General features: G+C 73.1%; 19 protein-coding genes and 1 pseudogene. 6 read left to right on the top strand and 14 right to left on the bottom strand.

All coding sequences use genetic code 11. The features are described from left to right. Positions 1–19 precede the first annotated feature (19 nt). Genes EAO70_RS10100 through EAO70_RS10130 form a run of 7 tightly spaced genes read right to left on the bottom strand, consistent with a single transcriptional unit; the run spans position 20 to position 7,015 of the window. The gene (locus EAO70_RS10100; RefSeq protein WP_148002669.1) at positions 20–817 is read right to left on the bottom strand and encodes an ABC transporter ATP-binding protein; all 798 of its coding nucleotides are present in this window, start codon (positions 815–817) and stop codon (positions 20–22) included. Continuing rightward, positions 810–1,739, bottom strand: a complete 930-nt coding sequence (locus tag EAO70_RS10105) for an ABC transporter permease (protein ID WP_148002670.1) — start codon at positions 1,737–1,739, stop codon at positions 810–812. Before EAO70_RS10105 ends, EAO70_RS10100 begins: the two co-directional genes overlap by 8 nt. 49 nt (positions 1,740–1,788) lie before the next feature. After that, positions 1,789–2,634 (bottom strand): glycosyltransferase family 2 protein, encoded by an 846-nt coding sequence (locus tag EAO70_RS10110; RefSeq protein WP_383431948.1) that lies wholly within the window; start codon positions 2,632–2,634, stop codon positions 1,789–1,791. A 47-nt stretch (positions 2,635–2,681) separates the two neighbouring features. Next, entirely contained in the window at positions 2,682–3,461 is a 780-nt protein-coding gene (locus EAO70_RS10115; protein ID WP_148002672.1) for a CDP-alcohol phosphatidyltransferase family protein, read from the bottom strand. Next, positions 3,439–4,500: an iron-containing alcohol dehydrogenase family protein gene (locus EAO70_RS10120; RefSeq protein WP_148002673.1), complete on the bottom strand. Its 1,062-nt coding sequence runs from the start codon at positions 4,498–4,500 to the stop codon at positions 3,439–3,441. Before EAO70_RS10120 ends, EAO70_RS10115 begins: the two co-directional genes overlap by 23 nt. Then, a complete protein-coding gene (locus EAO70_RS10125; RefSeq protein ID WP_148002674.1) occupies positions 4,488–5,225 on the bottom strand; it encodes a sugar phosphate nucleotidyltransferase in 738 nt (245 codons plus the stop codon). The genes EAO70_RS10120 and EAO70_RS10125 overlap by 13 nt, the downstream gene beginning before the upstream one ends. Then, positions 5,222–7,015: a DUF5941 domain-containing protein gene (locus tag EAO70_RS10130; protein WP_148002675.1), complete on the bottom strand. Its 1,794-nt coding sequence runs from the start codon at positions 7,013–7,015 to the stop codon at positions 5,222–5,224. The genes EAO70_RS10125 and EAO70_RS10130 overlap by 4 nt, the downstream gene beginning before the upstream one ends. 450 nt (positions 7,016–7,465) lie before the next feature. Between EAO70_RS10130 and EAO70_RS10135 the strand changes: the two genes are divergently transcribed. The 3 genes from EAO70_RS10135 (at position 7,466) to idi (ending at position 10,713) form a co-directional block, all read left to right on the top strand. Then, the gene (locus EAO70_RS10135; protein WP_148002676.1) at positions 7,466–8,407 is read left to right on the top strand and encodes a cation diffusion facilitator family transporter; all 942 of its coding nucleotides are present in this window, start codon (positions 7,466–7,468) and stop codon (positions 8,405–8,407) included. A 285-nt stretch (positions 8,408–8,692) separates the two neighbouring features. Then, entirely contained in the window at positions 8,693–9,940 is a 1,248-nt protein-coding gene (locus tag EAO70_RS10140; protein WP_148002677.1) for a bifunctional class I SAM-dependent methyltransferase/N-acetyltransferase, read from the top strand. Positions 9,941–10,092: 152 nt separating this feature from the next. Continuing rightward, positions 10,093–10,713, top strand: coding sequence for an isopentenyl-diphosphate Delta-isomerase (gene idi / locus EAO70_RS10145; RefSeq protein WP_148002678.1), 621 nt, complete (start codon positions 10,093–10,095; stop codon positions 10,711–10,713). Here idi and EAO70_RS10150 read toward each other — a convergent pair. Then, positions 10,679–11,236 carry an ATP-binding protein gene (locus EAO70_RS10150; protein WP_148002679.1) on the bottom strand — a complete coding sequence of 186 codons (558 nt, stop codon included), beginning with the start codon at positions 11,234–11,236 and terminating at the stop codon, positions 10,679–10,681. The two genes, idi and EAO70_RS10150, sit on opposite strands and share 35 nt — an antisense overlap. Before the next feature lie 94 nt (positions 11,237–11,330). Beyond that, positions 11,331–11,993: an HdeD family acid-resistance protein gene (locus EAO70_RS10155; RefSeq protein ID WP_148002680.1), complete on the bottom strand. Its 663-nt coding sequence runs from the start codon at positions 11,991–11,993 to the stop codon at positions 11,331–11,333. A gap of 66 nt (positions 11,994–12,059) precedes the next feature. Here EAO70_RS10155 and EAO70_RS10160 point away from each other — a divergent pair, with 66 nt between their 5' ends. Next, complete coding sequence (locus EAO70_RS10160; protein WP_148002681.1) at positions 12,060–12,803, top strand: enoyl-CoA hydratase/isomerase family protein; 744 nt, start codon at positions 12,060–12,062, stop codon at positions 12,801–12,803. An 18-nt stretch (positions 12,804–12,821) separates the two neighbouring features. On the opposite strand, the gene EAO70_RS10165 is transcribed toward EAO70_RS10160, so the two are convergent. Further along, entirely contained in the window at positions 12,822–13,466 is a 645-nt protein-coding gene (locus tag EAO70_RS10165; RefSeq protein WP_148002682.1) for a DJ-1/PfpI family protein, read from the bottom strand. 60 nt (positions 13,467–13,526) lie between these two features. Next, positions 13,527–14,498: a GlxA family transcriptional regulator gene (locus EAO70_RS10170; protein ID WP_148002683.1), complete on the bottom strand. Its 972-nt coding sequence runs from the start codon at positions 14,496–14,498 to the stop codon at positions 13,527–13,529. Between the two features lie 237 nt (positions 14,499–14,735). Here EAO70_RS10170 and EAO70_RS10175 point away from each other — a divergent pair, with 237 nt between their 5' ends. Both EAO70_RS10175 and EAO70_RS10180 read left to right on the top strand, forming a co-directional pair. Continuing rightward, entirely contained in the window at positions 14,736–15,605 is an 870-nt protein-coding gene (locus EAO70_RS10175; protein ID WP_148002684.1) for an SCO6745 family protein, read from the top strand. 121 nt (positions 15,606–15,726) lie between these two features. Continuing rightward, a pseudogene (locus EAO70_RS10180) lies at positions 15,727–18,217 on the top strand (Tex family protein). A gap of 297 nt (positions 18,218–18,514) precedes the next feature. Here the strand turns inward: EAO70_RS10180 and EAO70_RS10185 are convergent. The 3 genes from EAO70_RS10185 to EAO70_RS10195 are packed head-to-tail and all read right to left on the bottom strand — an operon-like array spanning position 18,515 to position 21,313. Then, positions 18,515–18,916, bottom strand: coding sequence for a hypothetical protein (locus EAO70_RS10185; protein WP_148002685.1), 402 nt, complete (start codon positions 18,914–18,916; stop codon positions 18,515–18,517). Further along, positions 18,913–19,641: a 2-phosphosulfolactate phosphatase gene (locus EAO70_RS10190; RefSeq protein ID WP_148002686.1), complete on the bottom strand. Its 729-nt coding sequence runs from the start codon at positions 19,639–19,641 to the stop codon at positions 18,913–18,915. Before EAO70_RS10190 ends, EAO70_RS10185 begins: the two co-directional genes overlap by 4 nt. 34 nt (positions 19,642–19,675) lie before the next feature. Then, entirely contained in the window at positions 19,676–21,313 is a 1,638-nt protein-coding gene (locus EAO70_RS10195; protein WP_148002687.1) for an ABC-F family ATP-binding cassette domain-containing protein, read from the bottom strand. Between the last annotated feature and the right edge of the window lie 122 nt (positions 21,314–21,435).

Consider the following 21,435-nt stretch of genomic DNA (forward strand, 5'->3'; position numbering starts at 1 on the left):
CGTCGGGAGGGAGCGGGGATCAGCGGGCGGTCTCCCGCTCGTACGCCCTGAGGACCTCGTCCGTGGGCCCGTCCATCAGGAGCTGGCCCTTCTCCAGCCAGAGCACCCGGTCGCAGGTGTCCCGGATGGACTTGTTGCTGTGGCTCACCAGGAAGACCGTGCCGGCCTCCTTGCGGAGCTCGCGGATGCGCTCCTCGGAGCGGATCTGGAACTTGCGGTCACCCGTGGCCAGGGCCTCGTCGATGAGGAGGACGTCGTGGTTCTTGGCCGCGGCGATCGCGAAGCGGAGCCGGGCGCCCATGCCGGAGGAGTAGGTGCGCATGGGCAGGCTGATGAAGTCGCCCTTCTCGTTGATGCCGGAGAAGTCGACGATGTCCTCGTAGCGGGAGCGCACCTCCTCGCGGCTCATGCCCATGGCGAGGCCGCCCAGGATCACGTTGCGCTCACCCGTGAGGTCGTTCATGAGGGCCGCGTTGACGCCCAGGAGCGAGGGCTGGCCGTCGGTGTAGACCTTGCCGCTCTCGGTGGGCAGCAGCCCCGCGACGGCGCGCAGGAGGGTGGACTTCCCGGAGCCGTTGGAGCCGATCAGGCCGATGGCCTCGCCGCGGTAGGCGGTGAAGGTGACGCCGCGGACCGCGTGGACCTTGCGGACGCCCCGGCTGACCTCGGCCTTGCCGCGGCCGACGATGCGGCTGAGCGCCGCCGTGGCGCTGCCCTTGCCGCCGCCGCCGGTGTTGACCCGGTAGACGATGTGGACGTCGTCGCAGATGACGGTGGGAACGTCGGAGCGCTTGGCGCTCGTGTCGGTGTCAGCCACGGCCGTACCTCTCCTCGGCCTTCCAGAAGTAGACGAAGCCGCCGATGCCGAATACCAGGGCCCAGGCGAGCGCGGTCATCCAGACGTGCGCCGGCAGGTTCTCGGAGCCGTAGCCGTCGATCAGCGCGTACCGGATCAGGTCCATGTAGACGGCCGCCGGGTTGTACATGAGGATGTCGCCGATCCAGGCCGGCTTGTCGGCCAGCATGGTGCGGAGCGAGAACATCACGCCGGACGCGTACATCCAGGTGCGCATCACGAACGGCATCAGCTGCGCCAGGTCGGGGGTCTTGGAGCCCATCCTGGCCATGATCATGGCCAGTCCGACGTTGAACACGAACTGCAGGAACAGTCCCGGGATCACCAGCAGCCACCGGAGGGAGGGGTAGCTGCCGAACGAGACCACGATCGCCACGAGCACGATCATCGAGTACAGCAGCTGCTGGAGCTGCTGGAGCGAGAAGGAGATCGGCAGGGAGGCCCGGGGGAAGTGCAGGGCCCTCACCAGGCCCAGGTTCCCGGAGATCGCCCGGACGCCGGCCATGACCGAGCTCTGGGTGAAGGTGAACACGAAGATGCCGGTGACCAGGAACGGGATGTACACGTCCTTGGACATCCCCTGGCTCGCGCCCAGGATGAGCCCGAAGATCAGGTAGTAGACCAGGGCGTTCAGGAGCGGGGTCGCCACCTGCCACACCTGGCCGAGCTTGGCCTGGCTGTACTGGGCGGTCAGCTTCGCCGAGGAGAACGCCATGATGAAGTGGCGGCGGCTCCACAGCTCACGGACGTACTCGAACAGGCCGGGCCTGGCGCCGCTGACCGAGAGACCGTACTTCGCGGCCAGGGCGGCCGGCGCGAGGCCCTCGTCGACGGACGGGGGCGCGCTCGTCGCGACCGCCCCGCCCTGCTGTGTGTCACTCACAAGTCGAAACTTTCGTGTTCAAGATGCGCGGCACGTCGGTACCACGATGTCAGACGACCGGGGGGCGACCCAGCCGGGTCAGCCGCCACACCGTACGCCACCTCATGGGGCGGCGCGGTCCGCAGGGGGTCCTCCAGCCTTCGCGGAAACCGCCGGTCCACGCCTTCAGTGCGGAGAGCGAGGGCCGGCGGGCCAGGGTGAGGAGGAGCCAGACGCCGAGATAGGCCGGCACCAGGGGCGCGGGCAGATTGCGGCGTGCCAGCCAGACTCGGTTGCGGGCCACGTTGAAGTGGTACGAGGCGTGCCGGGAGGGTGCTGTGGTGGGGTGCAGGAGCACCATGTCCGCACGGTAGTCGATCATCCAGTCGGCGTCGAGCGCGCGCCAGGCGAGGTCGGTCTCCTCGTGCGCGTAGAAGAACTCGTCGGGCAGACCGCCGACTTCGGCGAACACCTTGGTGCGGACGGCGTTGGCCCCGCCGAGGAAGGTCGTCACCCGCGAGGAGCGCAGCGGATCGGCGGCGCGGAGCCTCGGCACGTGCCGCCGCTGGGTGGCGCCGGTGTCCGGGTCGGCGATCCGGAAGCTGATGATGCCGAGCCGCGGATCGGCGGTGAAGGCCTGCCGGACCAGCTCGGCGGTGTCCGGATGGGCGAGCCGCCCGTCGTCGTCCAGGAAGAGCAGGACGTCGACGTCGGTGCCGCCGGGACCGAAGGCCTCGATGCCGACGTTCCGGCCGGCGGGGATGCCGACGTTCTCCGGGAGGTCGACGGTCCGCACCCAGTCGGGCACCCCGGAGACCGGGGTGCCCTGCCCGACGACGACGACCTCGACCCGGTCGCCGTCCTGCGCGGCGACCGAGTCGATGAGCGCGCGCAGGTCGTCGGGGCGGTCGCCCATCGTGATGACGACGGCTCCCACCCTGAGCGGCGTGCTCACGCCCTGCCTCACTTCAGCCTGCTCGAAACCATGATCGACACGAGGTGCAGCACGGTCTGGAGCAGCGCGATGCCGGCGAGGACGGCGACCCCGAGGCGGGTGAAGAACAGGTCGCCCCTGAGCTGGTCCGCGACCGCCAGGACGACGATCAGCAGCGAGGCCTCGATGCCGAGGACCAGCCGGTGGAACTTCAGCGCGCCGGCGGCCCGGCGGGCCAGCGCCATGCCGGAGGAGCGCGGCTCGGAGGCCGCCTCCTTGACCGGCGGCAGACCGCCCTGGTGCCGGGCGACGCCGACGAGGTCGGTCTCGGCCTTGATCAGGATCGCGCCGAGCGCGGCCAGGGTCCCGAGGAAGGCCCAGAGCCAGTCGATCCGGCCCGAGCCCCACAGGTCGGCGGCCCGGAGGCCGAACCCGACCAGCACCGCGGCGTCGCACAGGTAGGCGCCGACCCGGTCCAGGTAGACGCCGGACAGCGAGAACTGCTTCTTCCAGCGGGCCACCTCGCCGTCGACGCAGTCGAGCAGCAGGTAGAGCTGGACCATGAGCGCGCCGAGCACCGCACCGGGGATCCCGGGCACCAGCAGGGCCGGTGCCGCGAGGACGCCCGCGAGGGTCATCACGTACGTGAGCTGGTTCGGCGTGATCCGGGTGCCGACGAGCCGCCGGGTGATCCGGAGCGAGATCTCCCGCATGTACAGCCGGCCGCCCCAGTGCTCCCCGCTGCGCCGGTCCTTGACGCCCGGGGGGTGGACGACCGGGCGGAGCTCAGCTACCGATGGCTTTGGCATAGTCGGCGTACGCGTCCCTGATCTGGTCGTCGGACAGGTCGAGGTGTTCGAGGATGGTGAAGCGGCCCGGCCGGGTCTGCGGGGCGAAGGACACCGCCTGGACGAACTCGTCCACGCTGAATCCCATCTCCTCCGGCGTGACCGGCAGGCCGTGCCGGCGCAGGGTCTCGACCATCCGGCCGGAGCCCTCGCGGGCGCCGCGCAGGTGCATGGCGAAGGCCGCGCCGAGACCGCACTGCTCGCCGTGGCTGGCGGCGCGGGCCGGGAAGAGCAGGTCGAACGCGTGGCTGATCTCGTGGCAGGCGCCCGAGGAGGGGCGGCTGTCCCCGCTGATCGACATCGCGATGCCGGACATCACCAGGCCCTCGGAGAGGGTGACGAGGAAGTCGTCGTCGCCGACGCCGCCGGGGTGGCGGAGCACGGCCTCTCCGGCGCTGCGGGCCATGGCGGCCGCGAGCCCGTCGACGGGCTCCCCGGTCACCTCGTGGGACAGCTCCCAGTCGGCGATGGCGGAGAGGTTGGAGATCGCGTCGCCGATGCCGGAGCGCACGAAGCGGACCGGCGCGTCCCTGATCACGTCCAGGTCGATGAGCAGGGCGATCGGGGTCGGCACACCGTACGAGCCCCGGCCGTTGTCGTTGTCCAGGGTCGAGATCGGGGAGCAGATCCCGTCGTGCGACAGGTTGGTGGCGATGGCCACCAGCGGCAGCCCGACCCGGGCCGCCGCGTACTTCGTCACGTCGATGATCTTGCCGCCGCCGAGGGCGACCACGGCGTCGTACCGCTTGCCGCGCATGGCGTCGGCGAGCTTGACGGCCTCGTCGATGGTGCCGCCGGAGACCGGGTACCAGTCGGCGCCGGGCAGCTCGGGCGCGAAGTGGTCGCGCAGCTTCAGGCCCGAGCCGCTGCTGATCGCGACGGCGATCTTGCCGTTGCTGGAGATGCGCTGGTCCGCGAGGAGCGCGGACAGGTCGTCCAGCGCTCCCCGGCGGATGTCGACGACGACCGGTGAGGGAATCAGTCGGGTCAGTACTGGCACGCGATCTCACGGCCCTTCGCGAGGTCGTCGTGGTTGTCGATCTCGACCCACGTGACGTCACCGATGGGCTCGACGTCGACGGTGAAGCCGCGGTTGACCAGCTCCTGGTAGCCGTCCTCGTAGTAGAGGTCGGGGTCGCGCTCGAAGGTGGCCTTGAGGGCGTCGGCGAGCTCCTCGGCGGCCTCGGCCTCGATGAGGGTGACACCGATGTACTCGCCGGTGGCGGTGGCCGGGTCCATCAGCTTGGTGATGCGCTGGACGCCCTTGCCCTCGGCGGTGATGACCTTCATCTCCTCGTCGGCGAGGTTCTTCACCGTGTCGAGGGCGAGGATGATCTTCTTGCCGTCGCCACGGGCGGCGAGCAGGGTCCTCTCGACGGAGACCGGGTGGACGGTGTCGCCGTTGGCGAGGATCACACCGCGCTTGAGGACCTCACGGGCGCACCACAGGGAGTAGGCGTTGTTCCACTCCTCGGCCTTGTCGTTGTCGACCAGGGTGATCTTGAGGCCGTACTTCGCCTCCAGGGCCTCCTTGCGGTCGTAGACGGCCTCCTTGCGGTAGCCGACGACGATCGCGACCTCGGTGAGGCCGATCTCGGCGAAGTTCTTCAGCGTCCCGTCGAGGATCGTGGTCTCGCCGTCCACAGGCACGAGGGCCTTCGGAAGCGTGTCGGTGTAGGGGCGCAGACGCCGTCCGGCACCGGCTGCCAGTACGAGACCGATCATGCTGTTTCTCCTTCGTCATGTACGGCGGGTGCTCCGGAGGACACCCAGAAGCGGATGGACTCCACGAGCACCACCAGCGCGATGGTGACCGCCAGGGCGGTGAGCGCCAGGGTGAAGTCGTTGCCACGGCTCGCCAGCAGGGCGGCGAGGACGGTCACCAGCAACGTGCGGCCCTCGTGACCGCCGATCGTGCGCACCAGCCACGTGGGCGGCGCGCCGGTGCCGCCGCGGATGCGGTACACCGTGTCGTAGTGATGGTAGGCGACGGCGGCCACCAGCCCGTAGGCGGCGGGCAAGGCCCCGTTCACCTCGGACCGGGCCGCGAGAATCAGGATCGTGCCGTACTCGGCAGCCCGGAAGAGCGGCGGCAGCAGCCAGTCGAGGGGGCCCTTGAGGGGGCGGGCGACGGCGGCTCCGGCGAACACCACGTAGAGGACGGCGGCGACGACGGTCTGGTCGGAGCCGAAGGGGCGGCCGAGAACGGCGGCGAACAGCGCGCCGGTGGCGATCAGCGCGAGGACCAGCGGCGGCAGCATCAGGATGCCGGTGCGGCCGAGGACGCGGTTGGCGAGCGCGGCCAGCGGTCCGGAGTCCGCGAGGTCGGCCAGGGCCTGGGCGGCCCGGTCGGTGCGCCGCGCCTTGCGGGTCAGGGAGCGCAGGACGCGTCCCGCCGTGGTGTAGCAGGCACCGAAGGCGCAGCCGACGATCAGGGCCCAGAAGACGATCCGCGGGGTGGTGACGGCGGTGAGGACCGCGATCATGGCCCAGCGCTCACCGATCGGCAGGATGATCATCCGGCGGGCCCAGACGGTCCAGCCGAGGCTGTCGAGCCGGCTGGAGACGGCGAGGCTCGTCTTGGCGGTCGCGCCGGTGCTCTCGGCGTTGGCCTCGTTGAACGAGAAGTCGACCACGTGCCGGCAGGTCATCAGGATCATCGCGGCGAGCGCGAGGGCCCAGACGTCGTCGCCGTCGCGGGCCGCGCCGAGGGCGAGGCCGGCGTAGAAGGCGTACTCCTTGGCGCGGTCGAAGGTGGCGTCGAGCCAGGCGCCCATCGTCGAGTACTTCAGCGCGTACCGGGCGAGCTGCCCGTCGGTGCAGTCGAGGACGAAGGAGACGAGGAGGAGGACGCCGGCGGCGATGTAGCCGCCGCGCTCTCCGGTCGCCGCGCAGCCGGCCGCGATCAGGGCGGTGAGCAGCGAGGCGGTTGTGACCTGGTTGGGGGTCAGTCCGCGGCGCGCGCACCAGCGGGCGATGTAGCGCGAGTACGGGCTGATGAAGAAGGTGGTGAAGAAGCCGTCGTGGGCCTTGACCGCGGAGCGGAGGCGGACCGCCTCGTCGTCGACGGCGTCCACGGCGGCGCGGGCCTCGTGGCGGGCCTCGGCGTCGGTGGGCACGGTGGCGACGAGGGTGCCGAGCGGGGGCCGGTGCACGGCGACGCCGTCGGCGTCGAGGGCGTCGGCGAGCGTCCCGGTGAGGTCGTCGGTGACGGGCGCCGCGGCGGCGGTCAGGGCGCGGGCGAGCGCCGGGCGGGCGCCGTTCTGCACGGTGAGCGCGCCGGGTGCGGCGGCCGCCGGGAACCGGGGGTCGGTGAGGGCGAGGCGCAGCGCGTGCACATGGCCGACGAACCGGGGGTCGACGAGCGCGWCGCGCTCACCCGCGGGGACGGCGGCGAGCAGGGCGCCGGTCTCCTCGGGGCCCGCGGCGGTCCGGACGTCGAAGCCGAGCGACCGCAGATCTCCGTCGAGCGAGGATCCGGGTGCCGGCGGGCCGGTGAGGATGGCGGTCGACAGACGAACTCACTCCTTGGAGCTGACGGAGGGGCCGGCGGGACCCATGGCGATCCCGGGCGCGGCGGTGCGGCCCGGCACGGGGCGGCGACACGTCGGCTGAGGCTATCGGATGAAACAGAGCACGAGTTCACCGAGGCTTTGCGGGCCGGACTCCCCCGGGTCCACCCACGTCCGCACGGGCGCGCGTGGTTCCGTGGAGATCGTTCCGGGCGGTCGGCGGTCGGCGGCCGGTCGAGCGGGCGGCACGGCGGTAGGGGGCGTCGGCGGAGCGTCCGTCCGCGGGCCCGGCGGGGGCCCCGGCGGCCCGTTCGCGCCACCGCCGGTCCGGAATGCATCTCCGCAGGTCAGAGCATATGACAACGGTGTTCAGTACCGTGTTGCACATACCCCCCTCCCGTAGTTGACTTGCGACTCGGGGCACCTGCGAACCGACGATCTGGAGGCCATGTCATGGGGGCTGGACACGACCACGGGCACCATCACGGCGGCCCTGCGCCGACGGGTACGGCCGGGGCCGCGTACAAGAACCGGTTGCGCGTCGCGCTCGGCATCACGCTCTCCGTGATGGTGATCGAAATCATCGGCGGCGTGCTCTCCGACTCGCTCGCGCTGATTGCCGACGCGGCCCACATGGCCACCGACGCGGTCGGTCTCGCGATGGCGCTGCTGGCGATCCACTTCGCCAACCGGCCGCCGTCGGGGAACCGCACCTTCGGATTGGCCCGGGCCGAGATCCTCGCGGCGCTCGCCAACTGTCTGCTGCTGCTCGGCGTCGGCGGTTACGTGCTCTACGAGGCGGTCCAGCGCTTCTTCGAGCCGGCCGAGACCAAGGGCGGCCTGGCGATCGCGGTCGCGGCGATCGGCCTGGTCGCGAACATCGTCTCGCTCAGCCTGCTCATGCGGGGCCAGAAGGACAGCCTCAACGTGCGCGGGGCGTATCTGGAGGTGCTCGCGGACGCGCTGGGCTCGGTCACGGTCATCGTCGCGGCCGGCGTCATCCTCGTGACGGGCTGGCAGTACGCCGACCCGATCGCCTCGATCCTGATCGGCCTGATGATCGTCCCCCGTACGGTCAAGCTGCTGCGCGAGACGCTGGACGTCCTCCTGGAGGCGGCCCCCAAGGGCGTCGACATGGCGGAGGTGCGGGCGCACATCCTGGCCCTGCCGGGCGTCGAGGACGTGCACGACCTGCACGCCTGGACGATCACCTCGGGCATGCCGGTGCTCTCCGCGCACGTGGTCGTGGACCAGGGGGCGCTCGACTCGGTCGGGCACGAGAAGATGCTGCACCAGCTCCAGGGATGCCTGGGCTCGCACTTCGACGTGGAGCACTGCACCTTCCAGCTGGAGCCCGCCGGGCACGCCGAACACGAGGCCGGGCTCTGCCTGTGAGGCCGGGCTCTATCTGTGAGGCCTGGATGACTGTGAGGCCTGTGAGGTCTTCGATCCCCGCCAGGCCTGCCATCCCTGCGATCTCTGCGAGAAGAGCGCCCTGCTAGTCTTTTCCTACGAACGTGTGGAGAGAGGAGCTGAGGTTGATGACCGTCGCGATGGAGGCTGCCCCGAGCGGCGGCACCCGGTCCTTCCTCAGCCTCCGGGTCTCCGGCTGACCTGATCCCGGTTCCCACCGGTACGTCACGTCGTCGGCCGGGACCCTCTCACCAAGGGTTTCCCACGTTGTCCGACAACGCTTCGCACGATTCCTTCTTCGCCCTGCACCACGGTCTGCCGCGACAGGGCCCCGGCTCCGACGCCACCACGCGTCGTCTCCTCGCGCTCTGCGGGCCGCTGCCCGAGCGTCCGCGCGTGCTCGACCTGGGCTGCGGCCCCGGTCGGTCCGCGCTGCTCCTGGCGGCCGAGGCGGGTGCCGAGGTGACCGCCGTCGACCTCCACGAACCGTTCCTCGACGAGCTGCGGCGGTCCGCCGCCGACCGCGGGCTCGACGGTTCGATCCACCCCCTCCGCGCCGACATGGGCGCGCTGCCGTTCCCCGACGGTTCCTTCGACCTGGTCTGGGCGGAGAGCTCGGCCTACGCGATCGGCTTCGACCGGGCCCTGGACGAGTGGCGCAGGCTGCTCGCGCCGGGCGGCACCCTGGTGCTCACCGAGTGCGTCTGGACCACCGGGGAGCCGAGCCCGGCGGCCCGCGCCTTCTGGGAGCAGCACTACCCGCTCCGTACCGTCACCGCGCTTTCGTCGGCGGCGGTCGGGGCCGGCTACCACGTCCTGGGGAGCCTCCTCCAGCCCGAGGGCGACTGGGCCGAGTACTACGGTCCGCTCGCCGCGCGCGCCGACGCGGCGGACACCGCCGTGCCCGGCATGGCCGAGGCCGTGGCGGGGGCACGCGCCGAGATCGCGATGCGGCGCGACCACGGCTCCGACTACGGGTACGCCGGATTCGTCCTGCGGCCCGCCGATCCGCGCTGGCGGACCCGCCCGGAGGCCCCCGGGGAGGCGGCGGCGATCCGGCAGCTGGTCGCGGCCGCCTTCGGCTCGGAGGCGGAGGCCGAACTGGTCGACGCGCTGCGCCGGGACCCCGACGCCTGGCTCCCGGGCCTGTCGTACGTGGCGGAGGCCCCGGACGGTTCGATCGCGGCGCACGCCCTGATCACCCGCTGCCGGGTGGACGGCGCCCCGGCGGCGGCGCTCGCGCCGGTCGCGGTGGCGCCCGCGCACCAGCGGACGGGGGCCGGGAGGGCCGTCGTCCGGGCGCTGCTCGACGCGGCGCGACTCCGCGGTGAGTCCCTCGTACTCGTCCTGGGGCATCCGGAGTACTACCCGGCCTTCGGGTTCGCACGGGCGTCCGCATATGGAATCCGGCCAGGTTTCGACGTTCCGGACGAGGCGATGATGGCGCTCGTCCTGGACGAGGACGCGCCCGTGCCGCGGGGCACGATCGCCTATCCGGCGGCTTTCGGGGTCTAGCCGCCCCGTACCGCCGCTCCGCTCCCGCCGCACCGGCCGTACTCCGGTGCGGCGGGAGCGGACACGTCCGGCCGCCGAAGTACGGACAAGCCGCTTTTGTACGGCAGACTGAGGTGGCCCCGCCGGGGCGAGGACCGAAGCGAAGGATGGGTATGCCGACCACACCAGCCACCGCGGCTCAGATCTCGCCGGAGATCATGTCGAACGGTGTCCAGCCGTCCGAAGCCCCGGAGCCGATCATGCTCGAACTGGTCGACGAGGACGGGACGACCATCGGCACGGCGGAGAAGCTCGCCGCCCACCAGGCGCCCGGGCTGCTGCACCGCGCCTTCTCCGTCTTCCTCTTCGACGAGGCGGGCCGGCTGCTGCTCCAGCGCCGGGCCCTGGGGAAGTACCACTCCCCCGGCGTCTGGTCGAACACCTGCTGCGGCCACCCCTACCCGGGCGAGGCGCCGTTCGCGGCCGCCGCCCGGCGGACCTTCGAGGAGCTCGGCGTCTCGCCGACCCTCCTCGCGGAGGCCGGCACCGTCCGGTACAACCACCCGGACCCGGCCTCCGGCCTGGTGGAGCAGGAGTTCAACCACCTCTTCGTCGGCCTGGTGCAGGCCTCGCCGCGCCCGGACCCGGCGGAGATCGACGACACGTCCTTCGTGACCGCGGGCGAGCTGGCCGAGCGCCATGCCGCCGCGCCCTTCTCCGCCTGGTTCATGACGGTGCTGGACGCGGCGCGTCCGGCGATCAGGGAACTGACGGGTCCGTCCGGGGGCTGGTGACGACCGGCTGGTGGAGCGTCGCCCCCGGCCCCGGTGCCATCGGGGCCAGGGGCAGCGCCGCCCAGATGATCTTGCCGCCGCTCGCGGTGTGCTCGACGTCGCACACGCCCCCGGACTCCTGGGCGATCTCGCGGACCAGGAGCAGTCCGCGGCCGCCCGTCTGCCCGTAGTCCGCCTCCAGGGCCTTGGGGCGGTACGGATGGTTGTCCTCGACGGACACCCGGATCCACTCGGGCCCGATGGCCACCTCCACCGCTATCTCCGGGGACAGCAGCGCCGCGTGCCGCACGGCGTTGGTCACCAGCTCGGAGACGATCAGCAGCAGGCCGTCCATGATCTCCTCATGGACGGGGACTCCCTGGCGGACCAGCAGGTCGCGTACGGCGTGCCGGGCCTGCGGGACGGAGACGTCGACCGCGGCAGCGGTGAAGCGCCAGGCTCCTTCGTAGGACGGTTGCCGGGCGGGGCCACCTCCGTGGTCCTCCACGGTACGGTTCCCACCCTCGTGCTCGATTCTCGCCACGGATCGAGTCTTGGCAATCCGCGGAGGCGGACCGACCTACTGACCATAAGTCGACATGTATCGGCCGCTTTCCGATCGGGTGAGGATGCCGATGTCAGTTGTTCGACTGATCGGGCGCGCTTTCTGACTGTTCCGGGGGCGGGCTGGACACAGGGGTCGGCGTCACCATACTGACGATCCGTCGCCCGCCCACCCCGATCGCGATCAGGCCGAGGCCGTCGAAGAGCAGCGCGAGCGAGAAGAAGACCCCGAGGACGTACCGGCTGCTGTCCGGCCAGTCGAACAGGACGAGCAGGCCGAGCAGCAGCCCGAAGGCGCCCTGGAGCAGGGTCCAGCCGAACTGCGGGCCGCGGACCACCACGCTGCCGACCAGCCGGAAGAGGCCGCCCGTCAGGAAGAGCAGCGCGGCGAACATCGTCAGCGCCTCGGCCGAGCCCTCCGGATGGCGGATGACCACGACACCGGCCGCGATGTTCAGGGCGGCCACCACCGCCGCGAGCCAGAAGTAGCTGGTGCCGCGCGACTGGATCGCCTGGAGCAGCCCGACGACCCCACCGATCAGCAGCAGCCAGCCGAAGAGCAGCATCGAGGTCAGGGTGGCGAGGCCGGTGTAGACCAGGCCGACGACCCCGCCGATCACCAGCAGGACGCCGAGCACCGCCAGCCAGCTGAAGTTCCGGTTGAGCCGCTTGCCCTCGCGGGCCATCTCGCGGACGGGGTCCGTCGCCCCGTCCGGCTCGTGGGCGTCCTCGGCCATGCGCTGCCTCCTCGGGACGACCCCTTCCTGATCGTACGTTCGGGTGCGGCGGATAGCATCCGGCCCATGGAGCCGCAGCTGAAGGACAGCGTCACCGACGGGATCGCCACCGTCGTCATCGCCAACCCCGCCAAGCGCAACGCGATGAGCGCCGGGATGTGGCGGGCGCTGCCGGACGTCCTGGACCGGCTGGCCGCCGACCCCGCCGTCCGGGTGCTGGTGCTGACCGGCGAGGGCGACACCTTCTGCGCCGGGGCCGACATCTCGGCGCTCCGGGAGCCCGGTGACGAGCAGCAGGCGCTCGCGGTACGGGCCGAGGAGGCGCTCGCCGCGTTCCCCCGGCCGACCCTGGCGGCCGTCCGCGGCTTCTGCGTCGGCGGCGGCAGCCAGCTCGCCGCCGCCTGCGACCTGCGGTTCGCCGAGGAGGGCGCCCGTTTCGGGGTCACCCCGTCGAAGCTCGGCATCGTCTACTCGTCCTCGTCGACCCGGCGGCTCACCGCGCTGGTGGGCCCCTCGGCCGCGAAGTACCTGCTGTTCTCCGGCGAGTTGATCGACGCCGAGCGCGCGCTGCGGACCGGCCTGGTGGACGAGCTGCACCCGGTGGGCGGGCTGGACAAGCGGGTCGCCGAGTTCGCCCGGATCCTCGCCTCACGCTCGCTGCTGACCCAGGCGGCGGCCAAGGAGTTCGCCGACGGGCGCCTGGACCGGGACGCCCACTGGGCGGAGCAGGCGCGGGGCAGCGGCGACACCGCGGAGGGCGTCGCCGCCTTCCTTGAACGCCGGCCGCCCCGCTTCACGTACGGCGGCTGAGACCCGCCGGAACCCCGCTCAGCCGCCCTGGGGCAGCTCCTCCGTCCGCACGCCGCGCCAGCGGGCGACAATCTCGGCCGGGGCCTTCTCCGGGGAACCCGCGTCGTACGGCGGCTGCGGGTCGTACTCGGTGAGCAGCTGGATCGTCTGCGCGGCCTCGTCGCCGCCGATCCGGCCGAGCAGGTGCAGCGCCATGTCGATGCCCGAGGAGACCCCGGCGGCGGTGACGTACTTGCCGTCGAAGACGACCCGCTCGCCGGTGCTCTCCACGCCGAGCGCCGTCAGCTCGTCGAGGGCGAGCCAGTGGGTGGTGGCCCGGCGGCCGTCCAGGAGGCCCGCCGCGGCCAGGATCAGGGAGCCGGTGCAGACGGAGGTGGTCCAGGTGCTGGTCGCGTCGGCGGTCCGGAGCCAGTCCCGGATCTCCGGGTCGTGCATGGCCGTACGGGCGTCGGGCCCGCCGGGGACCAGGACGATGTCCGGGTGCGGGACCTCGGCGAGGGTCTTGTCGGCGACGAGGGCGAGGCTGCCCTGGTCGTTGCGGACGGGGCCGGCCTCCTTGGCCACGAAGACGGTCTCGGCGCCGGGGAGCCGGGCGAGGAGTTCGTACGGGCCGACGGCGTCGAGCGTGGTGAAGCCCTGGTAGATCAGGACGGCGATCTGCACGGTGCTGCCTGTGGACGCGCGGTCGGTGGACGGGTGCGTGGTCGGTGGGAAAGTGCGTGGTCAGCGGACGGGTGAGTGGAAGCGGCGGCGGTAGTCGGCGGGTGCGGTGCCGAGGGACCTGGTGAAGGCACGGCGCATCGCCTCGGGGGTGCCGTAGCCCGAGGCGCGGGCGACCTCCTCGACGCCGCGGGAGGTCTCCTCCAGGAGGCGGCGGGCGTGTTCGAGGCGCACCCGGTCCACGTAGCGGCCGGGGGTGGTGCCCGTCTCGGCGTGGAAGGCGCGGGCGAAGTGGCGGGGCGAGAGCCGGGCAATGGCGGCGAGGGCCTCCACGGAGAGGTCGTCGGCCGGGTGCTCGGTGATCCACTGCTGGAGGTCGCGCAGCGGCTCCCGGCGGGCGGTCTGGGCGGCGAGCTGGACGCTGAACTGGGCCTGGTTGCCGGGGCGGCGCAGGAAGACGACCAGATGGCGGGCGACGGTCAGCGCGACGTCCCGGCCGAGGTCCTCCTCCACCAGGGCGAGGGCCAGGTCGATGCCGGCCGTGACCCCGGCAGAGGTGGCGAGCCGCCCGTCCCGGACGAAGATCGGGTCCGGGTCCACCTCGACCTCGGGGTAGCAGCGGGCCAGGTGGTCGCAGGCCACCCAGTGGGTCGTCGCCCGGTGTCCGTCGAGGAGCCCGGCCTCGGCGAGGAGCAGGGCCCCCGTGCAGACGGAGACCAGGCGGGAGGCGTCCGGGGCGTGGGCGCGGAGCCAGTCGATCAGGGCCGGATCGGGCATCCGGGTGCCCTCCCCGCCGGGGACGACGAGGGTGTGCGGCGCTCCCCCGGCGACCGCTTCGGCGAGGGTGGTGTCGGGGAGCAGACGCAGACCGCTGTGGGCGCGGACGGGTCCGCCGTCCAGGGAGGCGGTGCGGATCGGGTACGCCTCCGGGTCTCCGGCGGCGCGTGCGGCACCGGCGAACACCTCGTAGGGACCGGTGACGTCGAGGCTCTGCACGCCGTCGAAGAGGACGACGAGGACGGGTCGCTGCGTCATGACTCCATCCTGGGAGGGGGCGGGGACGGCCGCAATGACGCCGATCCCACCTTTCCTGCCATCGCGCGTCGCCTGTCACCTGTCGCCTGTCGCCCGTCGCCTCGGCTCCGGACCGCCGGCCGCCCGCACGAACGGGAGCGGGCTGGAGCGGGCAGGTGGGCGGATTCGGCCGAGTGCCGGGGAGTCCGGGGACGTTCGGAGGTTCCCGTCGTACCGACCAGTCGGTAACATTCGGGCATGACGACGACTTCTCTGCCGCCCCGCGCGGGACGCCGCTGCCACAACGCCCTCAACCCGCTGCACTCGACGCTCTTCTTCTCGCCCGACCTGGACCGCGAGTTCGGCGCGCTGGGCTTCACCGATCCGGCCGCGATGCGGCTCGCCGCGCGCAGCGCCGCCCTGGGCGCGGTCGGCCCGGGCACGGTCGCCGCCACCTTCTTCAACTACAACCACGAGCTGCTCGCCCGGCACCTCCCGGCCGTCTGGGACATCGCCTCCCCCGCCCGGGTCCTCGAGGCGCGCCTGCGGAGCGCCGACGCCACCCTGCGTCGACTGCTCGGCGAGGAGACCGTCGCGTCCGCCGAGATGGCCGAGGCCGCGGAGCTGGCCCTGCGCGCCACCGAGGCCTGCACCCGGCACGCCCGGCCGCTCTACTCGGCCCACGCGGACCTTCCGGTGCCCGAGGAGCCCCACCTCGCCTACTGGCACGCGGCCACCCTGCTGCGCGAGCACCGGGGCGACGGCCACCTCGCGGCCCTGCTCTCGGCCGGGCTCGACCCCGTCGAGGCCCTCGTGTCGCACACCGCCACCGGCAAGGGCATGACCCCGCGCTGGGTGCTCGGCTCCCGGGGCTGGCGGCGCACCGACTGGGAGGCCGCGGTGGAGCGGCTGCGCGGGCGCGGGCTGCTGGACGCCGAGGGAGAGCTGACCGAGGCGGGCACCGCCCTCCGCGCCGAGCTGGAGGAGCACACGGACCGGCTCGACACCGCCCCGTACGAGCACCTCGGCGCCGCCGGGGTCGAGCGGCTCACCGAGCTGGGGCGCGGCTTCCTGGTCACGGCCGCCGGCGCGGGCGCCTTCCCCGCCGATCTCGTCGGCAAGGACTGACCGCGGGGCCCCCGGCGGCGGCCCGGGACGCGCGCGGATCGGGCCGGTTACCGCGTTCGGGTGACCGACCCGGCAGAATGCACTCGCAAGCTTGAGGCACGAGAAGGCGAGTCGGGACACCGTGACGACGTCCATCGAAGCAAGGATCGCCGAGGAGCTCGGCGTACGCGAGCGACAGGTGAAGGCAGCCGTCGAGCTGCTCGACGGCGGTTCGACCGTGCCGTTCATCGCCCGCTACCGCAAGGAAGCGACGGAGATGCTCGACGACGCGCAGCTCCGCACCCTGGAGGAGCGGCTGCGCTACCTGCGCGAGCTGGAGGACCGCCGGTCGGCGGTCCTCGACTCGGTACGCGAGCAGGGGAAGCTGACCGAGGAGCTGGAGGCCAGCATCCGGGCGGCCGACACCAAGGCGCGCCTGGAGGACATCTACCTGCCCTTCAAGCCGAAGCGCCGGACGAAGGCGCAGATCGCCCGCGAGGCCGGTCTGGGGCCGCTCGCGGAGGGACTGCTGGCCGACCCGGGCGTGGAGCCCGCCGCGGCCGCCGCCGCCTTCGTGGACGCGGACAAGGGCGTCGCCGACGCGGCGGCGGCCCTGGAGGGCGCGCGGGCGATCCTCGCCGAGACGTTCTCCGAGGACGCCGACCTCATCGGCGAGCTGCGCGAGCGCATGTGGGGCCGCGGCCGGCTGGTGGCGAAGGTGCGCGAGGGGCAGGAGGAGGCCGGTGCGAAGTTCGCCGACTACTTCGACTTCGCCGAGGCCTTCACCGCCCTGCCCTCGCACCGGGTGCTCGCCATGCTGCGGGGCGAGAAGGAGGACGTGCTCAGCCTCGACCTGGAGCCGGAGGAGCCCTCAGAGACCCCCGGCCCCTCCTCGTACGAGGGGATCGTCGCGCACCGCTTCGGCGTGGCCGACCGCGGGCGTCCCGGCGACAAGTGGCTCCAGGACACGGTCCGCTGGGCCTGGCGCACCCGCATCCTCGTCCACCTCGGGATCGATCTGCGGCTGCGGCTGCGGACGGCCGCCGAGGACGAGGCGGTCCGGGTCTTCGCCACCAACCTGCGCGACCTGCTGCTCGCCGCCCCGGCCGGCACGCGGGCGACGCTCGGGCTCGACCCGGGCTTCCGTACCGGCGTGAAGGTCGCCGTGGTCGACGCGACCGGCAAGGTCGTCGCCACCGACACGATCCACCCGCACGTCCCGGCGAACAAGTGGGACCAGGCGCTGGAGCGGCTGGCCCGCCTCGCCCGGGAGCACGCGGTCGAGCTGGTCGCCATCGGCAACGGCACGGCCTCCCGCGAGACCGACAAGCTGGCGGCCGAACTCCTGGCCAAGCACCCCGAGTTGAAGCTGACGAAGGTGATGGTCTCGGAGGCGGGCGCCTCGGTCTACTCGGCCTCGGCGTTCGCTTCGCAGGAACTCCCGGGTCTCGACGTGACGTTGCGCGGCGCCGTCTCCATCGCGCGGCGGCTCCAGGACCCGCTCGCGGAGCTGGTGAAGATCGACCCGAAGTCCATCGGCGTCGGTCAGTACCAGCACGACCTCGCCGAGGTGAAGCTCTCCCGCTCGCTCGACGCGGTCGTCGAGGACTGCGTGAACGGCGTCGGCGTCGACGTCAACACCGCCTCCGCGCCGCTGCTTTCGCGGGTCTCGGGCATCAGCTCGGGCCTCGCGGAGAACATCGTCGCGCACCGGGACACCAACGGCCCGTTCCGGTCCCGGCGGGCGCTGAAGGACGTGGCCCGCCTCGGCCCGAAGGCGTACGAGCAGTGCGCGGGCTTCCTGCGCATCCGGGGCGGCGACGACCCGCTCGACGCCTCCTCGGTGCACCCGGAGGCCTACCCGGTGGTGCGCCGGATGGTGAAGGCGACGGGCGGCGAGGTCGCGGCGCTCATCGGCGACACCGGGACGCTGCGCTCGCTGCGGGCGGACGACTTCGTCGACGAGACCTTCGGTCTGCCCACCGTGTCGGACATCCTCCGCGAGCTGGAGAAGCCGGGCCGCGACCCGCGTCCGGCGTTCCGGACCGCGACCTTCGCGGAGGGCGTCGAGAAGATCGGCGACCTGGCGTCCGGCATGGTCCTGGAGGGCGTCGTCACCAATGTGGCGGCCTTCGGGGCGTTCGTGGACATCGGTGTGCACCAGGACGGCCTGGTGCACGTGTCCGCGATGTCGAAGACCTTCGTGAAGGACCCGCGCGACGTCGTGAAGTCCGGCGACGTGGTGAAGGTCAAGGTGCTCGACGTCGACATCCCGCGCAAGCGGATCTCGCTGACCCTGCGGCTCGACGACGAGGCCGCTGCTGCGGCGGCCGACGGTGGCTCCGGGCGCGAGCGCGGCGGGCGTCCGCCGCAGCAGCGGCAGGGCGGTGGCGGCGGGCGCAGGTCCGAGCGCGGCGGCCAGGGCGACCGCGGGGGCCAGAGCGGCCGCGGGGGCCAGGGCGACCGCGGCCGCTCGCCAGGGCGACCGCGGGGGCCAGGGCGGCCAGGGCGGCCGCAACGGGCAGTCCGAGCGGGGTGGCCGGGACCGGTCGCCCGCGCCCTCGAACAGCGCGATGGCCGACGCCCTCCGCAAGGCCGGCCTCCTGGGCGAGGGCGGCGGCAAGCGCCGCTGACGGGGGCGACCGGTTGGGGTCGTTCCCGCCGGTCCGCCCGGACCGGCGGGGACGGTCCCGGACTTGCGGGGACGCCCCCAGGCCGGCGGCGCCTATGCGCGCCGCCCGGGCGGCGCGGGTTCGCCGCCGCCCGGGCCGGCCGGACACGCTCGCGGGGACGCCCCAGAACCAGGCGGCGGCAGTTCGCGCGGCCCGGCCGGGCACGCCCCGGGGACGGTCCCGGGGACGGCGGCGCCGGGCCCGACGGGTCACGCCCGCCGGGCCGCAATTCCGCTGCGGCTCCCCGGCCCCCTCCCCTTACGGCAGGAAGCGGAGCGCCCAGTCCGCGCGGTTGGCGACCGCGAGGTCGTCGTCGTGGGTCAGGGGCTGGAGGAGGTCGCGGGACGTCTTCGGGTCGGCCTGGACCAGGTCGACGATCTCGGTGGCCAGTCCGTCCTGGTCGTCGCCGAGGTCGACCGCGGAGGCCCGGATCAGCGCCGGCAGGATCTCCGGGCCGCCGATCGCGGCGAGGACGCCGCCGAGCAGCTCGCGGGCGTAGGCGTTGCGCTCGGCGAGGGCGCGGTCGAGTTCCGCCTGGAGGCGCGGCAGCAGCCCGGCGTCGCCCGAGGCGGCGATCTCGTCGGCGAGGTCGATCGTCTCGTCCACGTCGGAGTCGAGGTCGTCCAGCATCGCGGTCAGCCGGGTCAGTAGGTCGGTCATGGTGCCTCCTGGAATGCGCCGTCCACGAGCACGGGGACGGTCGTCGAGCTGTCGGTCTCGGCGGCCACGGCCACGTCCTGCGGAAAGCCGTACTCGTACAGTTCACGGCCCGAGTCACAGCCCTGCAAGGCGGCGACCGGGTCCTCGGTGGCCGACCACAGCGCGGCCGCCGCGGTCGCCTCCGGGGTGAGGAGGTGCGGGCCGGCGGCCCGCAGCCCGGCGAGGACGGCTCCCGCGCCGAGCAGGTCCTCCAGCGCCGGACGCAGTGAACCGTCCGGCCACCGCTCGCCGGCCGCGACGACCGCGAGCGGGCGTTCGGCGGAGCCGTACCCCCGCTCGGCGAGCCAGCGGGCGACCGCCGTGTGGTTGCGGAGCGAGGCGGCGACGACGGTCGCGCCCGCGGCCTCCGCGGCGATGGTGGAGCCGTTCGGCGAGGGCAGCACGAGCCGCGCCGGCGCGGGTGCGGCGCGCAGGGCCGCCGGGGAGAGCGTCCACGGATGTCCGGGGGTGGCCTCGCGGCGCCCGACGGCGAGGGTCGCGCCGAGGCTCCGCGCGTGGGCGGCGGCCGTCGCGTCCCGCCGCCGGTACGGGTGGACGGCCGTCCCGGCCTCGACGGCCACGCCCACGGCGGTGGTGAAGGACAGGACGTCGACCACGACCACGCAGGCGGCCGAGGGGCCGAGGACTCGTGCTTCGACGGGCCCCCAGCCGAACGAGACCGTCACCGCGGGCCCGGGCCCGCCGGGTGCGAGGACGCCATCAGAGCTCGGTGGCCTTGCCGTCGGCGACCTCGATGCGCCGCGTGGTGCGGACCGCGTCGAGCATCCGCCGGTCGTGGGTGACGAGCAGCAGCGTGCCGGTGTACGAGTCGAGCGCCGCCTCCAGCTGCTCGATGGCCGGCAGGTCCAGGTGGTTCGTCGGCTCGTCGAGGACGAGCAGGTTCACGCCCCGGCCCTGGAGCAGCGCGAGCGCGGCACGGGTCCGCTCCCCCGGGGAGAGCGTGGTAGCGGGCCGCATCACGTGGACGGCCTTGAGACCGAACTTGGCCAGCAGGGTGCGGACCTCGGCGGGCTCGGTCTCGGGCACGGCCGCGCAGAACGCCTCCAGGAGGGACTCCGTGCCGTGGAAGAGCTTGCGGGCCTGATCGACCTCGCCGACGACGACGCCCGAGCCGAGGACCGCGTCCCCGGAGTCCAGCGGCAGCCGGCCGAGCAGGGCCGCGAGCAGGGTCGACTTCCCGGCGCCGTTGGCACCGGTGACGGCGACCCGGTCGGCCCAGTCGATCTGGAGGGTGACGGGGCCGAAGGCGAAGTCGCCCCGACGCACCTCGGCCTCGCGGAGCGTCGCGACGACGGAGCCGGAGCGGGGCGCGGCGGCGATCTCCATGCGCAGCTCCCACTCCTTGCGGGGCTCGTCGACGACGTCGAGGCGCTCGATCATGCGCTGGGTCTGGCGGGCCTTCGAGGCCTGCTTCTCGCTGGCCTCGCTGCGCGCGTTGCGTCCGAGCTTGTCGCCGTCGGTGGCCTTGCGGCGGGCGTTCTTGACGCCCTTGTCCATCCAGGACCGCTGCATGTGGCCGCGGGCTTCGAGGGCGGCCTTCTTGCCGGCGTACTCCTCGTAGTCCTCGCGGGCGTGCCGCCGGGCCCGGTCCCGCTCCTCCAGGTAGGCCTCGTAACCGCCGCCGTACAGGGTGATCTGCTGCTGGGCGAGGTCGAGTTCGAGGACCTTGGTGACCGTGCGGGTGAGGAACTCGCGGTCGTGGCTGATGACGACCGTGCCGGCGCGCAGCCCCTTCACGAACCCTTCGAGGCGCTCCAGGCCGTCGAGGTCGAGGTCGTTGGTGGGCTCGTCGAGCAGGAAGACGTCGTAGCGGGAGAGCAGCAGCGAGGCGAGTCCGGCGCGGGCCGCCTGGCCCCCGGAGAGGGAGGTCATAGGCTGGTCGAGGCCGACGGTGAGGCCGAGGGAGTCGGCGACCTCGTCGGCGCGCTCGTCCAGGTCGGCGCCGCCCAGGTTCAGCCAGCGCTCCAGGGTGGTCGCGTACGCGTCGTCGGCGCCGGGGGTGCCGTCGACGAGGCCCTGGGTGGCCTCGTCCATCGCCGTCTGGGCGGCGGCGACGCCGGTGCGGCGGGCGAGGAACTCCCGCACGGTCTCGCCCGTGCGCCGCTCGGGCTCCTGCGGGAGGTGGCCGACGGAGGCGGTGGGCGGCGAGAGCCGGAGCTCGCCCTCCTCGGGGGTGTCGAGCCCGGCGAGCAGCCTCAGCAGGGTCGACTTGCCGGCGCCGTTGACGCCGACGAGGCCGATGACGTCGCCGGGGGCGACGACGAGGTCGAGCCCGGCGAAGAGGGTGCGTTCGCCGTGGCCGGCGGCGAGGTCCTTGGCGACGAGGGTTGCAGTCATCAGGGTACGAATCCTAGGCGACCCGGGACCCGGCCCGGCCGCTCAGGGGTACGGGACGGCGGGCACCGCGCGGGGACGGGCCGGGAGTCGGCCGCCTCGGGACCGGGCCCGAGGCGGCCGAC

The sequence above is a fragment of the Streptomyces sp. adm13(2018) genome (assembly GCF_008042145.1).
In the GTDB taxonomy this organism is placed as follows: Bacteria; Actinomycetota; Actinomycetes; order Streptomycetales; family Streptomycetaceae; genus Streptomyces.

What these genes read in the sequence shown, in the direction of transcription:
- EAO70_RS10110 (WP_383431948.1), bottom strand. Translation starts at nt 2,634, where the DNA reads ATGGGCGACCGCCCCGACGACCTGCGCGCGCTCATCGACTCGGTCGCC.
- EAO70_RS10115 (WP_148002672.1), bottom strand. Translation starts at nt 3,461, where the DNA reads ATGCCAAAGCCATCGGTAGCTGAGCTCCGCCCGGTCGTCCACCCCCCG.
- EAO70_RS10125 (WP_148002674.1), bottom strand. Translation starts at nt 5,225, where the DNA reads ATGATCGGTCTCGTACTGGCAGCCGGTGCCGGACGGCGTCTGCGCCCC.
- EAO70_RS10135 (WP_148002676.1), top strand. Translation starts at nt 7,466, where the DNA reads ATGGGGGCTGGACACGACCACGGGCACCATCACGGCGGCCCTGCGCCG.
- idi (WP_148002678.1), top strand. Translation starts at nt 10,093, where the DNA reads ATGCCGACCACACCAGCCACCGCGGCTCAGATCTCGCCGGAGATCATG.
- EAO70_RS10155 (WP_148002680.1), bottom strand. Translation starts at nt 11,993, where the DNA reads ATGGCCGAGGACGCCCACGAGCCGGACGGGGCGACGGACCCCGTCCGC.
- EAO70_RS10160 (WP_148002681.1), top strand. Translation starts at nt 12,060, where the DNA reads ATGGAGCCGCAGCTGAAGGACAGCGTCACCGACGGGATCGCCACCGTC.
- EAO70_RS10170 (WP_148002683.1), bottom strand. Translation starts at nt 14,498, where the DNA reads ATGACGCAGCGACCCGTCCTCGTCGTCCTCTTCGACGGCGTGCAGAGC.
- EAO70_RS10175 (WP_148002684.1), top strand. Translation starts at nt 14,736, where the DNA reads ATGACGACGACTTCTCTGCCGCCCCGCGCGGGACGCCGCTGCCACAAC.
- EAO70_RS10185 (WP_148002685.1), bottom strand. Translation starts at nt 18,916, where the DNA reads ATGACCGACCTACTGACCCGGCTGACCGCGATGCTGGACGACCTCGAC.
- EAO70_RS10195 (WP_148002687.1), bottom strand. Translation starts at nt 21,313, where the DNA reads ATGACTGCAACCCTCGTCGCCAAGGACCTCGCCGCCGGCCACGGCGAA.